The 13,552-nt window shown below is 48.5% G+C and carries 11 protein-coding genes; 3 read left to right on the top strand and 8 right to left on the bottom strand.

The features are described 5' to 3' along the window. Window positions 1-10 precede the first annotated feature (10 nt). From ACSF8W_RS10865 to ACSF8W_RS10835, 7 genes are all read right to left on the bottom strand, one after another. Window positions 11-1,204, bottom strand: a complete 1,194-nt coding sequence (locus ACSF8W_RS10865; RefSeq protein WP_500847551.1) for an ISL3 family transposase — start codon at window positions 1,202-1,204, stop codon at window positions 11-13. 149 nt (window positions 1,205-1,353) lie between these two features. Beyond that, complete coding sequence (locus ACSF8W_RS10860; protein ID WP_500847359.1) at window positions 1,354-2,073, bottom strand: DUF3581 domain-containing protein; 720 nt, start codon at window positions 2,071-2,073, stop codon at window positions 1,354-1,356. A gap of 775 nt (window positions 2,074-2,848) precedes the next feature. Continuing rightward, the gene (locus ACSF8W_RS10855) at window positions 2,849-4,618 is read right to left on the bottom strand and encodes a bifunctional molybdopterin-guanine dinucleotide biosynthesis adaptor protein MobB/molybdopterin molybdotransferase MoeA (RefSeq protein ID WP_500847358.1); all 1,770 of its coding nucleotides are present in this window, start codon (window positions 4,616-4,618) and stop codon (window positions 2,849-2,851) included. Continuing rightward, window positions 4,615-5,199: a molybdenum cofactor guanylyltransferase MobA gene (gene mobA / locus ACSF8W_RS10850; RefSeq protein ID WP_500847357.1), complete on the bottom strand. Its 585-nt coding sequence runs from the start codon at window positions 5,197-5,199 to the stop codon at window positions 4,615-4,617. Before mobA ends, ACSF8W_RS10855 begins: the two co-directional genes overlap by 4 nt. After that, window positions 5,186-5,890, bottom strand: coding sequence for an ATP-binding cassette domain-containing protein (locus ACSF8W_RS10845; protein ID WP_500847356.1), 705 nt, complete (start codon window positions 5,888-5,890; stop codon window positions 5,186-5,188). The genes mobA and ACSF8W_RS10845 overlap by 14 nt, the downstream gene beginning before the upstream one ends. A 13-nt stretch (window positions 5,891-5,903) precedes the next feature. Then, complete coding sequence (locus ACSF8W_RS10840) at window positions 5,904-6,605, bottom strand: ABC transporter permease (protein ID WP_428477507.1); 702 nt, start codon at window positions 6,603-6,605, stop codon at window positions 5,904-5,906. Beyond that, window positions 6,606-7,418 (bottom strand): ABC transporter substrate-binding protein, encoded by an 813-nt coding sequence (locus ACSF8W_RS10835; RefSeq protein ID WP_500847355.1) that lies wholly within the window; start codon window positions 7,416-7,418, stop codon window positions 6,606-6,608. Window positions 7,419-7,704: 286 nt separating this feature from the next. On the opposite strand from ACSF8W_RS10835, the gene ACSF8W_RS10830 reads away from it, so the two are divergent. The 3 genes from ACSF8W_RS10830 to ACSF8W_RS10820 all read left to right on the top strand — a co-directional run bounded on the left by ACSF8W_RS10830 (window position 7,705) and on the right by ACSF8W_RS10820 (window position 12,188). After that, complete coding sequence (locus tag ACSF8W_RS10830) at window positions 7,705-9,255, top strand: sigma-54-dependent transcriptional regulator (protein WP_500847354.1); 1,551 nt, start codon at window positions 7,705-7,707, stop codon at window positions 9,253-9,255. A 45-nt stretch (window positions 9,256-9,300) separates the two neighbouring features. After that, window positions 9,301-11,301 carry a sensor histidine kinase gene (locus ACSF8W_RS10825; protein ID WP_500847550.1) on the top strand — a complete coding sequence of 667 codons (2,001 nt, stop codon included), beginning with the start codon at window positions 9,301-9,303 and terminating at the stop codon, window positions 11,299-11,301. A gap of 560 nt (window positions 11,302-11,861) precedes the next feature. Next, window positions 11,862-12,188, top strand: a complete 327-nt coding sequence (locus ACSF8W_RS10820) for a hypothetical protein (protein WP_500847353.1) — start codon at window positions 11,862-11,864, stop codon at window positions 12,186-12,188. Between the two features lie 3 nt (window positions 12,189-12,191). On the opposite strand, the gene ACSF8W_RS10815 is transcribed toward ACSF8W_RS10820, so the two are convergent. Next, entirely contained in the window at window positions 12,192-13,538 is a 1,347-nt protein-coding gene (locus ACSF8W_RS10815) for a transglycosylase SLT domain-containing protein (RefSeq protein WP_500847352.1), read from the bottom strand. Window positions 13,539-13,552 lie beyond the last annotated feature (14 nt).

The following is a 13,552-nucleotide window of genomic DNA, read 5'->3' as shown; positions in this document are numbered from 1 at the left end:
AAAAAATGGTTCATCGCGGCTTTCCGGGGAAAGCCGCTTTGATCTTTAAGAAGAAGTAATCGGTATCTCGGTAACCATAGCCCATCCGTTTTATTAATTTTATCTTGTTATTGATCCCTTCAAGCGTACAGGTGTTCAACGGATAGCGTGCTGAAGCGGTAATCCCATGAAGGTAAGGACTGAGCTTTCGGGCAAACTCTTGTAGGGGTTTAATTCCACTTTCATTGACTTGAGCCCACCACACCTTCCATAAGCTCTTTGCCTGATGCTCTGACTCACAACGCCAGAGTTCCTTCAACTGTGCGCCCAATACATAGGTCGTCATCAAGTCCTTATTTATCTCCAATATTTCATTGAGATAGCTGTTCTGCTGTGTATTTAAATTATCTCTATTTTTCAATAATACCCAGCGTGACCGCTTTACCCATTGCCTCGCTTTCTTATCATGTTTTAGCTTATTGGCTTGGTCGACTCTGACCCTATCCATCACTTCTCGACCGAACTTTGCTACAACGTGGAACAAGTCATAAACAATACGTGCATTTGGGCAATGCGCTTGAACCTCAAGATCAAAAGCCGTATTCATATCCATGGCTACCGCTTCGATATTCTTGCCATGTTCGCCTAACAACTCGAAGAATGGTCGTATATCTTTGCGGCTGCGACCTAGACCAATCCAGATAACCTGATGACTTTTCGCATCTGCAATGACAGTGGCGTAGCGGTGCCCCTTAAAAATGGCGAACTCATCCATGACGAGTTGCCTCAATTCACCCCATTTAACTTGAGGTACCACTTGTTGAAGCCGGCGCTTATCTATCTCTTTGATGGTGTGCCAATGCACTCCTGTCATCTCGGCGATATGCTTGATCGGCAAAAGAGGCAGCAGTTGTTCGATATAACTTCGCATGCGATTGGTGATACGAGCATAAGGCTCCAGCCAAGATAATCGCTCCGTTCTAATACCGCAGTGACTGCATTTAATCCGCCGAGTTTGAACAAAGAGTTCAACTGGCGTTCCAAGCAGCGTTGCTTCCTTCACGTTACGCCATTGGTACTCATGCACGGATTGAGCATTAAGTCCGCAAGGGCACTTTGCGATAGAGTGAGGTTCAAGCGTGAGCGTAATAAGTGATGCAGTCTGATGAGACTTTACTATCTGAAAGCCTTCCCAGAATGAAGATAGGAAAGTATGATTCGGCATGAAAACGGTAGTTTGTGTTGGTTTTGTTTGGCGATAAAACTCTATCACTTACTACCGTTTTTGTTTTGAGTTCCCGCTTATCCGCGATGAACCTAAAAAATCCCTATCGCGAGACAGGGATTTTTTTGTATTCAGTGTAAGCGGGTGTGTTACGCCGCTTGCTTTGCCGAGAAGTCGACTTTACGTTGGTTAAAACGGCTAACCAAATCATCAATGTCATCTTGGCAGTAGGGCTTCAAGCCACTCATCAGCATGCGTTTACGGCCCGTGCCGACCACTTCACCGTCTTCCATAAAGCAGAAATGCAACGTCACACTGCCGCGTTTACCGTCAACATCCATCTCTGATTTGGTCAGTTCTACCGTGGGTGCAGTAAGATCCAAGCGGGTGAAGTCAATTTCCATGCTTTCATAGATCACCAACGGACGTGTTGGGTTGATCATGATGTCTTTTTCTTGCATCAACGGCACCATGATGTGCGGGAAATTCATGCCTGAAAACTGTACGTAACTTTTAGTCACTTGCTCAATCAGGGCGGCATTGGTGTTAATGCTGCCTTCACGCGTCACGTGCAGGTATTCTTTGCCATTGCCGTCGACCACAGCAAAGTCGTTGAAACAGCTGTGTGCCGCTTTCAGTAACATGTTGTCACTGATCATGCCTGCGAATTCAAATCGCATCTTTTCACTGATCCCTGCTTTTGCGAGAACAACAGAGAAGAGCAGATCGCCAGGTACACAGAAGCGCTTGTTGTCTTCGTCATGAATGGGATTGAAATCGCCAGCGATTTTTTTTGCAAAATGACTCGCTTGCTCACGTGTGAAAGAAAATTCACCATTCTGTTCGGCGTAATAAGATTCTAGAAACATGCTTCACTACTGTCAGTGGATTAATCAAACTGTCAGCTATTCTACATGATTCGATCATTGTTAATGGTCTAGCCAGTGGATCGTGCCGACAGGCATGGTAAAAGGAGCATCATAGCGCAAATTGATTAAAAATGGCGCACTAAATCTGCTGGGGCGGGGGATTTGACCAATTTGGTTATGATTTCGGTAGAAAATTGACGTTTTGTGATTTTATTGACGCATAAAATATTGACGAAACACATTGAAGTGAGAGTTATCAATGTAATTGAGATTTTATTTGCTGAAATCGGGTGTAACTTTTTGTATTATGAGTCAAATACGGTAACTAATCATGATTACATTTTAAAAAAACATTTTACATCATGTGCCGTAGATGACAGACAGCCGTTGTTCTTAAGAACAATCAGCTAGCGTTGCTTTATCTGAGTCGAATATTGCAGTTCGGTTTCCATACGGAAAACCGAACCGCACACCCTCTTCTAGACGTGTAGAAGCTCAGGACAAATAAAGCAGCAGGGAAGCTGCGTATAAAAAATAGGCACTCAGTAAGTGGCGCGACGTAAACGGTAGAACGTGAGCGGAGGGTCGCTTGCTGAGTGCTAAATTATACATAGCCTCTGTGGCTTGCTGATAGCATCGATGAAAGCACTTGTTCAGCCTTTCCTCCGGGAAGGCCTGAACAGGTGCTTTTTTTGCATTTTTCCGCAAAAAATTCCGAAAAAAAACGCCGACCATGATGGTCGGCGAATCATAACTGTGGTGTGAAGCTGGGCGGTTACAGGCGATTAACCAGTGGGATCACGCGTACTTTTTCACCCACAGCCACTTCAGACTGCTCAGGCAAAATTTCAATCAAGCAGTTCGCTTCGCTCATTGAACGCAAAATACCGGAACCTTGCTTACCCGTACTGCTGACGGTTAAACGGCCATTGGCATCAATACTGAAATAACCACGGCTGTATTCGGTACGTCCCGGACGCGAGCGCAGTGTCTCGGTGGCGGTGGCCATGAAGTAAGGCGCTTCCCAGTTAACCATGCCTTGCAGCTTACGAATGGCTGGCTCAACAAATTGCAGGAAGGCGACCATCACGGCGACAGGGTTACCCGGTAAACCAAAGAATGGCGTGTCTTGAATTTGACCAAATGCCAGTGGGCGACCCGGACGCATGTTGATTCGCCAGAAGTTGATCTGGCCAAGCTTATCTAAAATGGTTTTGATGTAATCAGCATCACCCACAGATACGCCACCGGATGACAAAATGACATCAGCTTGTTCGCTGGCAGCGGTTAACGTGGCTTCCAGTGCGGCTTCGCTGTCTTCAATGATGCCCAAGTCAACCACGTCGCAGCCGAGCTTCGTCAACATCGCGTGCAGGGTGTAGCGGTTTGCATCATAAATGCAGTTAGGCTTTTGTGCTTCACCCGGGTGTTGGACTTCATCACCGGTTGAAAAAATGGCGACACGCACTTGCGGACGAATCGCAACACGGTGTAAACCGAGTGAGGCGATCATGCCCAGCTCTGGCGCCGTAATTTGTGTGCCTTCAGCAACGGCGGCTTGGCCTAATGCCAAATCCTCACCGGCTTGACGAACGTTCTGACCGCGTTTAATCGCGCCCATTGCGATATTGAACGTGACGCTGTCACCGTCTTGTTGTGCTTGTTCACGCATGATCACGGTATCAGCATGTTGCGGTACGGGCGCACCGGTCATGATGCGAACCGCTTCACCTTCGGCTAATGGGTGATCATAGCTGTGACCCGCCATAACGTGCGCGACAACTTGGTAACTGTCACGACCGATGTCATCGCCACGAATGGCATAGCCGTCCATTGCTGAATTGGTGTGCTGCGGCACGTTCACTGGCGATAGAATGTCTGATGCGACAATTTGTCCCAATGCGTCTTTCAGGTCGACATCAATCTGAGCCGTCGGTGGGACAATCTGGGTCAGTATCTTCGCACGACCTTCAGCCACAGACAGCATGCCGGAAGGATCGGTATCGCTACAGCTTAACGAAGACACTGCCGCTTGCTTAGCAAAGTTCACGACAAAATCGGTCAGCTGATCAAGGTTGTTGATGTCGAGCTGTGGCAGATCCGTCGGAGCCGGAATGTTCGCGGCAACCGCGATGATGTTACTGTCGTCAGGGTGTAGCCAAGGCTTGCCAATTTCTTCACGGTGCAGCTCAATTTTCGGGAAATCGCGTTTTTTAAAGCCTTCGACCAGAATCAGATCCAATGCGGTTTGATCCAGCTTTGCGATCAGTTGGGGCAGGGTGGACTCTTCGTCGGGGGTTTCCGTCACTAAGGCTTGACGGTAACGGGACGAGATCAGCATTTGACCCGCACCGGCTTTACGCAGGCGGTAGCTGTCTTTGCCTTCTTGGTCGATGTCAAAATTGTGGTGAGCGTGTTTGATCACGGCAACACGGATACCTCGCGCCACAAGGTGCGGCAACATGGCTTCTAATAAGGTGGTTTTGCCGGTACCGCTCCATGCAGCAAACCCCAGCAGGGGAAGAGACGCTTTAATCTGGCTCATAAATCTTGTCCGAATTGTTTGAGTTCTTCTGGCGTATTCAGATTGACGAACGCGTTAGGTTGGTCGCTAAAGTCGACGGTGATCATATTACACTGCTTATACAGCAGGATGATTTTACGGTCACCGTTGGCAAGAAACTGTTCTAGCTGGGGTAAAATGCGGCGGTTAACCAAGGTGACGACAGGTTGAATATGCTCGCCATCGTGGGCAACAGCAATGTCAGTGTCGCTATCGCATGCTGCACTCATACGGGCGACAAGATCCACCGGCAGTTGCGGGCAATCACACGGTACAAAGCCGATCCACTCATCCGACAGGTGGTGAAGGGCTGCATGCATACCGCCTAACGGCCCTGGGTAATTTGCAATATGATCGCCAAACACATCGCCATACTGGCGATAGGTGTCTTGATTACGGTTTGCGTTAATCGAAATTGCAGAGGTTTGTGGTTTCAGGGTCGCCATCACATGCTCAATCATGGCACGTCCTGCTAATTCGACTAACCCTTTGTCGTTGCCACCCATACGGCTGGCTTGTCCGCCCGCTAAGATCACCCAGTGTGTATTTTCAGGCATAGGCATAGGTATTTTTGTCCTCATCTACCAATTGCAGTTCAGCGCGTTCAATAAGTTTTGAGTCGGCTATCGTCCATTGACGACGGCAGAGATCGGTCAGGGCATTTTTTTGATGGCTGGTGATCACCAAACTAGTGCCACGCTCAATTAAGTCTTTGCTCAGTACCACTAACCGTTCAATGGATTCCGGATCCAAGCTGGCACTGGATTCATCCATCAAGAGTACGCCGGGTTTTAACACCCAAGCGCGTGCCATCGCCACACGCTGCCGTTCCCCGCCCGACAACACAGAGATGTGTTCATCGGCCAAGGTCTCTAACCCTACCATACGTAAGGCATTAATGGCTTCTGTTCGACGGTGACGGCGGTTCGTTACGCTGAATTTTAAGCCATAACAGACATTATCCAGAATGCTGCCGTCAAACATGTACGGTGTTTGGTGCATATACACCACGCCGCTGTTACTTTGTGCGCAGAACATCCGTCGTAGAAACGAGTGTTGCGCCAAGTTGATCGAGCCGGTCGTGGGTTTTTGTAATCCGCTCAACACTTTTAACAGCGTGGTTTTACCGACGCCGTTATCTCCGGTCAGGTAGACCGCATCCTGTGGTCCAAGAATAAGCTTAGGAACATGAAACAGTAGCCGATCCTTGAATCTTACTGACAGGTCATGCGCCTGAATCGAGAGCTGTGTCATCAATATCTCCGGCTTAGTTTGTTCGCAGGTGGGCTTTGCCACGCGCCACAGATAAGAAAAAGTTTAGTCCTAACGCCAAAATCAGTAACACCATTCCGAGCGCAACACCTTGCGCAAAAGCGCCTTTGGAGCTTTCCAGTGCAATGGCGGTGGGGATATTACGGGTGGAATTCAAAATGTTTCCCCCTACCATCATTGAACAACCCACCTCCGTGATCACGCGGCTAAATGCAGCAATGATCGCAGCCAGTAACGGGAAGCGGCATTCCCACATCAAGCTGATAAAGGCTTGCGGTAAGCTGGCGCCAAGCGTTAGGGCGGTTTCCCATGCACGGCGGTCACTGTTTTGAAATGCCGCATGCATCATGGAAACCAGCAGTGGGAAGCAAATGAGAATTTGCCCTAAAATCATCGCTTGTTGCGTAAACAACATTTTCCAGTCGCCCAAGGGGCCAGCACGCGAGAGTAGCATATACAGCAGTAAGCCAATCACCACGGTCGGAATCGACTGGAAGGTATTCATTAACGACAAGATCAGCCAGCGCCCCGGGAAGGTCCCGTAGGCGAGGGCGAATCCCATCAACATGGCTGGCAATAGCACAATGCCAATTGCCAGCAGTGAGACAGAAAATGAAACACCGACGATCCCCCAAAGGGACGCATCCCCGCTTAACAGCAGTTGGATCGCCTGGTGTGTGGTTTGCCATATATCCATTTATTGAGAAAGTGCATCCGCAACGAATAGCTGTTCGCCATGTCGCTTGTAGTTGTTGATTAGCGTTTGTGCTTTCGTGTTCACCAACCAATCGCTGAATGATTTTGCGCCTTGGTAGTTAATATCCGGGTAACGGCTTGGGTTCACCAAGATCACCTGGTAAGGGTTGAACAGACGAGGATCGCCTTGAAGCACCACTTTAAGGTCAAGTTTGTTCTGGTAAGCCAGCCACGTACCACGGTCAGTGATGGTGTAGCCTTGCAGTTCAGACGCCATGTTCAGTGTTGGACCCATGCCTTGGCCAACGGCTTTGTAACCGCCGAAGTTAGGTTCCATTTTAGATTGTGCCCACAGGTTCAGTTCTTTTTTATGGGTGCCTGAATCATCGCCACGAGAAACAAACGTTTCATTGTCGTTAGCAAGGGTTTTCAGTGCCGCTGCAACGTCGTTCATGCCACTGATGTGCGCAGGATCCGCTTTAGGCCCTACCAACACGAAGTCATTATGCATGAGCTTACGTGGAAGTACACCGTAACCTTCTTCAACGAACGTCGCTTCTGCTTTAGGGGCGTGCGTCATCACCAAATCGACATCGCCGTTTTGACCCATACGCAGTGATTTGCCGGTACCTGCGGCTAACACTTCGACGTCGTAGCCTGTGTCTTTTTTGAATTCAGGCAGCAAGTAATCCAACAGGCCAGAATGGTAGGTACTGGTGGTGGTCGCCAAGCGAATGGTCATGTCTTGCGCGGCTTGAACGGCACTGGTGGACAAAAGCGCGATGATAACGAGTGTTGATTTTAGTAATTTCATAGGTCTTCCTGACATTGAGTCATTTGATTGATACACGAATTTACAGTTAACGCTGTGTTGATAAAGGCAAAACACACAACGTTGAGATACCGTGCCTTAAGCAATTCGGATGCCAATTTGGCATTTTCAATGAAAGGTTGTTTTGTGTGTCTGTAATGTGATGATTTTAAATGTTTTATTGGTCTGTTGCCAAACGGTGTGACGAAACATAAATAAACACCTTTGACATAAGTCATCGCTGTGAGACAAAATGTCCCACACATAACCATAGTTAAAATACATATTTATGTCTGATAATGCGGCAATGACATGGTCTGCGGTCTCGGTACTGGTCGTAGATGACGAGCCAGGGATGCGCGCCATCTTAAAAAAAGCCTTAAGTAAGCAGTTTGCCCAAGTGGATGTGGCAGGCAGTATTGAAGAAGCCGAAGAATTACGTAAGCGTTGCCACTTTGACCTGTTGATTGTGGATATCAACTTGCCGGGACGTTCTGGCATTGAATGGCATGAAGCGTTTGATCCTTCAACGCGTCGCAGCGACGTGATTTTCATGACGGGGTATGCGGATCTCGACACCGCGATTCAAGCGCTACGTGCAGGGGCGTCTGATTTTATCCTCAAACCGTTTAACCTTGAGCAGATGATGCAGTCTGTGCAGCGTTGTATCGAACGCCGTATGGTTGAACGGCAGAATTTTGCACTGCAGCGTGATGTTGAGCGTTCGTATCCGGTCGATATTATTGGTGATGCGCAAAGCACCTTGTCGATGAAAAAGCTGATCAGCCAATTAGCGCCATCCGTCGCTGCTGTCTTAGTCGAAGGCGAGTCAGGCACCGGTAAAGAGTTGGTTGCCCGTGCGCTGCACCAACTGAGTCAACGCAGTGGGCCGTTTGTGCCGCTTAACTGTGGCGCCATTGCGCCTGACTTATTAGAAAGTGAATTGTTTGGTCACGTCTCGGGCGCGTTTACTGGCGCGAAAAAAGGCCGTGAAGGCCTGTTTCGTGTCGCCAATAACGGCACCCTGTTTTTAGATGAAATCGGCGAGATGCCGCTGTCGATGCAATCGTCGTTGTTGCGTGCGCTCGAACAAAAAGCCATTCGTCCGGTCGGCGCTGAGCGCGAAGTGCAGGTGGATGTGCGTATTGTCGCGGCGACGAACCGAAATTTAAAGCAAGAAGTCGAAGAAGGCCGTTTCCGTCGCGATTTGTATTACCGCTTGAACGTGTTGACCATCGAATTACCGTCATTGCGTGAACGTTTAGAAGATATTCCTGCTTTGGCCCACCATTTTACCCAACAATTAGCCAAAGATTTAGGCTCTAAGCCTGTGAGCTGGACCCATGAAGACATTCAGGCCATGCAAGCCTATGACTGGCCGGGTAACATTCGTGAACTGCGTAATATGATGGAACGTTGTTTGCTGTTAGGTAAACCGCCGGCCGAGTATTGGCATGAATTAGCGGGGGATAAAGCGGTATTGCGCCCTGTGACGTCTCCTGAAACCGCCGCGGAGACGGCCAATCGTACTGATTCCGGTGCTCACCTCGACGCTGACGAGCATGACCATGAAGACGTACCACACGGTGAACCCGTGTTGGGGGATGACGGTAAACGCCCTTGTAAGTGTCATGATCAGGATAGCGACGCGGAAACCTATTGTTACCCGAGTGACTGGGCGCTAAAAGACGTGGAAAAAGCCCACATTATGCAAGTGGTCGATTCACATCAAGGCAATAAGTCGGCGGCGGCGCGTCAATTGGGCGTGGCACGCAAAACGCTAGAGCGTAAATACAAAGACTGGGCCGATGAAGCCGTGTTATCCACGGAGCAGGATTAAGCCGTGAAGCCGTTTATTGCAATGTGGATTCGGCGTTTGCGTACCATGGTGCGTTACCGCCTGCTTATCCTGACCTCTACCCCGATCATCATTACCTTGTTGGCGTTGATAGCGCTGACCATGTATTGGACGGTGATGTACACCTGGCAAAGTGCGCTGATGAATGTGCGGGCCGATTTGGCCGTGGCGCATCACAGTATGGAGTTGCTGCAACGCGAACAGCGCATGCGGTTAATGGCGCTGACCGAGTCTTATGACTTTCAGCATACGATGCGCAAGCATGAAGGGGAGCTGATTGATTGGGTGAAACAGCAAACCGGCCATTACGATCTGGATTTTGTTGTTATCCATCCTGCGTCTGAACTGGGTGCGTTCTCGAAAGAAAATCGCCAACTCTTGATGGCGGGCAAAGAGCAGACGTTTTTCCAGACGTTAGAAGCCTATCAGTTGGCGGCCCTGAACCCCGACTTGCCTGCTATGGCGCAGATCCCGTTATTGAATGAAAAGGGGATTGTGTCACAAGGCTTGATCAGTCGTAGCTTGATCCCGATTTTTAACAAAGAAGGGCAATTGCAATGGATTGTTGATGGCGGCATGTTGCTCAATAACAGCACATCGCTGGTAGATAGGATCCGTGACCTTGTTTATGCGTCTGATACCTTGCCTGCGGGCAGTATCGGCACCGTCACCTTGTTCATGAATGACATTCGTGTCAGTACCAATGTCCCGTTAGACAGCAAGCGGTTGAATGGTCGCGCCATTGGTACCCGGGTATCGCAAGATGTGAATGATTCAGTGTTAGTGCGAGGCGAACATTGGGTCGATCGCGCGTTCGTGTATGACGATTGGTATGTGTCGGCGTATGAGCCACTGAAAAACAAAGAAGGCGAGATCATCGGTATGCTCTACACCGGTTATCTGGAATGGCCGATGATTAAAATCTATCTTACCAACATTGTTGAGTTGGGTTTTGGCATTGTGGCGGTGTTACTGCTTTCTGGCGTGATTGTGTATCGCGGGGCGCGTGACTTGTTCCGGCCCATCGAAAAGATGCACCAAGTCGTCTCTGCGGTGCAACTCGGGTTAGATCGCCGTATTGGGTGTATGAATTTAACGGACGGCCATGAGTTACAAATACTCGGCCGACAATTCGATACCATGTTGGATCAGCTGCATCAACGCAATGAAGCGATCAAACTGGCTTCACTGGAACTGGAAGACAAGGTCAGAGATCGCACACTGAGTCTGCATGAGAAAACCCACGAGCTTGAACAGCACATTAAGTTGCTCAATCAGGCACGCACTCGCCTTGTCAGTAGTGAAAAACTGGCTGCATTGGGGGAGTTAACGGCAGGAATTGCCCATGAAATCAACAACCCAACGGCCGTAATTCTTGGCAATGTAGAGCTACTGCAGTTTGAACTTGGCGACGAAACAGAACGCGTACGTGAAGAGCTGGATGCCATTCATGAACAGATCGACCGGATTCGCAATATTACACGCAGCTTGTTGCAATACAGTCGCCAAGGCGGGGTGCAAGATGAAGTCACGTGGCAGCATTTGAATCCGCTGGTGGAAGAAAGCCTGACCTTGGTGCGTACCGGTACCAAGAAAATGGATGTCGAAATTCATGCTGAGCTAAATGCCCGCTGTTGTGTGGAAGTGAATCGCCACCAGCTTCTGCAGGTCTTGGTGAATTTGCAGATGAATGGGGTGCATGCCATGGATGATGCCGGCGTGCTGGAGGTGAAAACTGAAGACTGGCTGGATAATGAGGGGAACGCGATGGGGGCGAAAGTGATTATTGCTGACCATGGTTGTGGGATCCCTGCTGAAAATATGCAGCGTATCTTTGATCCCTTCTTTACCACGCGTCGGAGTGGTACAGGGCTGGGGTTATCGGTGAGTCAGGGGATCATCACGGGCATCGGTGGGGAAATCTCGGTGACTTCGGCACAAGGCGAAGGAGCAACCTTTACAATTTTCCTCCCAGAAAAAGCCTCGTCGGGCAGTAAGTTGACACTAGAGTTAGAAAGTATCTGTTAGTGGAATAACTCAGACAGCCTGCACAGGGACGTGAAAAGCGGGATGTGATAAAAAACGGGGCGAGACAAAAAAGGCATGATTGATTCATGCCTTTTTTACGTTTGAGGTAAGAGGAAACAAGACACAATGAAAGACTCGTTGTTATCTGCTTTCTAGCCAATCAACATGACGTGTTACATGAAGATCATACCAAAGAGCATGAAGACAAAACCGATCAAGGCGGTTCGTGTGATGATGCCAGCGTGAGTAGGGTTGATCATTTCTTGATGCTGCATAGGCGTCCTTTTTATGACAGAGTGATGACGGAATCGTTAAATTTACTTAATAAAGTGTAGTTCAAATTTCTCATATTTTAGATTTCAAAAATGTGATGGCATCCGTTTTTTTTATGTTAGTAGTGAAATATTCATAGGAGATTACCAGCGCACACGGCAGAAAAGAAAGGGATACGTTGAATAGTTACCACCTGAAGGTAGGATTTGCAGGCTAGGGTTAAATCCACGATATATTTAAAAATATTTTTCCTATACTAAAAGAAAATACGTTCAGTGGTGGTGGTGATGAAATTACTTTTATTAATGTTTGGCGTCCTGCTGCAATGCTTGGCGCTGTATGTTGCATTCTATTCTGACATGGATGGCAATATTTATATGGCCACGCTGATTTCTGTTGCAGCAATGTCATGTATTATGGTGATCCGCAGTTTAATCGCACCGGTATGTTTGCTTTCAGGTATCTTACTTGGGTTGTCGTTATCGCATAATGACGCTGATCTTGAAGTGTTAACGTCATTAGAAAAACAAGCGATGAACGCCTTATCGATACAGCAACAACAAGACGCTCAACCTGTTATACAAGAAGCCTTTTTCAATACGACAGCCGAATAATACCTATTCGGGTATCAAGATGGATTGGCCTGCAACAATGAAAGAATGCGACAGGTGGTTCACTTGTTTTATCACATCGACAGAGGTGTTGTTCAGCCTTGCCAGTTGATTAAGTGAGTCGCCTGCTTGTATGTCGTATACCACAAAAGACTGCTTGGTGACTTTTTTCGATTTCTCATTGTCATAAAACGTTGTGCGGTGGGCGACGGGCAGTAAGATTGTATTTTCTTTTTTCTTCATCGTATATCCCCCCGTATATCCTGGGTTGAGCTGATAAAGTGTTTTGCTCGACATTCCTGCATAGCCCGCCAAATGTTTTAATCGAATGCGCTTCTGAATCACCACTTCTTCCACTTGAGGTTCCGCTTTAATGCTGGCAAACGTTAAAGGGTATTGCTGGCGTTGTTTCACGAGTTCCGCCATCGCTAATAATTTCGGGACATAATGGCGGGTTTCTCTTGGCAGTTTTAATGCCCAAAAGTCGGTGGACTTCCCGGCGGCACGGTTCTTCTTGATCGCATTTCTGACTCTTGCCCCGCCGGTATTGTAGGCCGCAATGGCATGAAGCCAATCATGATCAAACCTCTCGTATAAATATTCCAGTAAATCCAGCGCAGCTTGGGTGGATGCCACGATATCGCGGCGGCCATCGTAGCCAGAGGTAATGGTTAAGCCAAATGTACGACCGGTCGGGGCGGTGATTTGCCATAAACCGGCAGCGCCTTTATGGGAATGGGCAAACTGATCAAAACTGCTTTCAATAAACGGCAGTAAGGCCAGTTCGATAGGCAGGTCTCGTGCCTTCACTTGTTGATACAGATAATACAAAAACGGTTCAGCACGGGCTGTCACGGTTTCAATGTGATAGGGGTTGTTGATAAACCACCGTTTATGTTGATTGATGCGGCGATTGTTCGGCACATTCATGCTGAATTGGCGACTTAGTACGTCCCAGATTTCGGGGGCTTCTTGTGGTAACGCTGGGGGGAGCACGTCGTGTGGCCATGTGGCTTGAATCGCCTGAGTCGTTTGGGTCTGTGTTTGCACAGCGTCAGAGACTTCGGCTGACGGTGCGTCTGCGTTTGTTAGGGGGGAGATTGAACGCGATGCGGATTGCGCCCGGGTTTCACTTTCACCCGTGGCGATATAGCTGCCTTCGAACAAATCACTGGATATGGGGCAGCGATGATTCAGTGTGTCTACCGATAAGGTGTGCGCGCTGGCGAGCGCCTGTTCCTCGGTCAGATCAGGCGGATCCGTTGCCTCTGGCTGTTCGATATGAGCAGAAATGTTTTGGCATCCTGCAATTAAGACAACAATACTGGCTAAAAAAAGATAGGGCACAATCATAGATAAATCACAGA

This window comes from Photobacterium sp. 270122K (assembly GCF_059941365.1).
Note: the sequence above shows the minus strand (reverse complement) of the source record. Positions and strands in the feature narration are given on the sequence as shown.

Excerpts from the sequence above, each read along its gene's own strand:
- ACSF8W_RS10865 (WP_500847551.1), bottom strand. The coding sequence starts at position 1,204 with ATGCCGAATCATACTTTCCTATCTTCATTCTGGGAAGGCTTTCAGATA.
- ACSF8W_RS10860 (WP_500847359.1), bottom strand. The coding sequence starts at position 2,073 with ATGTTTCTAGAATCTTATTACGCCGAACAGAATGGTGAATTTTCTTTC.
- ACSF8W_RS10855 (WP_500847358.1), bottom strand. The coding sequence starts at position 4,618 with ATGAGCCAGATTAAAGCGTCTCTTCCCCTGCTGGGGTTTGCTGCATGG.
- mobA (WP_500847357.1), bottom strand. The coding sequence starts at position 5,199 with ATGCCTATGCCTGAAAATACACACTGGGTGATCTTAGCGGGCGGACAA.
- ACSF8W_RS10845 (WP_500847356.1), bottom strand. The coding sequence starts at position 5,890 with ATGACACAGCTCTCGATTCAGGCGCATGACCTGTCAGTAAGATTCAAG.
- ACSF8W_RS10840 (WP_428477507.1), bottom strand. The coding sequence starts at position 6,605 with ATGGATATATGGCAAACCACACACCAGGCGATCCAACTGCTGTTAAGC.
- ACSF8W_RS10835 (WP_500847355.1), bottom strand. The coding sequence starts at position 7,418 with ATGAAATTACTAAAATCAACACTCGTTATCATCGCGCTTTTGTCCACC.
- ACSF8W_RS10830 (WP_500847354.1), top strand. The coding sequence starts at position 7,705 with ATGTCTGATAATGCGGCAATGACATGGTCTGCGGTCTCGGTACTGGTC.
- ACSF8W_RS10825 (WP_500847550.1), top strand. The coding sequence starts at position 9,301 with ATGGTGCGTTACCGCCTGCTTATCCTGACCTCTACCCCGATCATCATT.
- ACSF8W_RS10820 (WP_500847353.1), top strand. The coding sequence starts at position 11,862 with ATGAAATTACTTTTATTAATGTTTGGCGTCCTGCTGCAATGCTTGGCG.
- ACSF8W_RS10815 (WP_500847352.1), bottom strand. The coding sequence starts at position 13,538 with ATGATTGTGCCCTATCTTTTTTTAGCCAGTATTGTTGTCTTAATTGCA.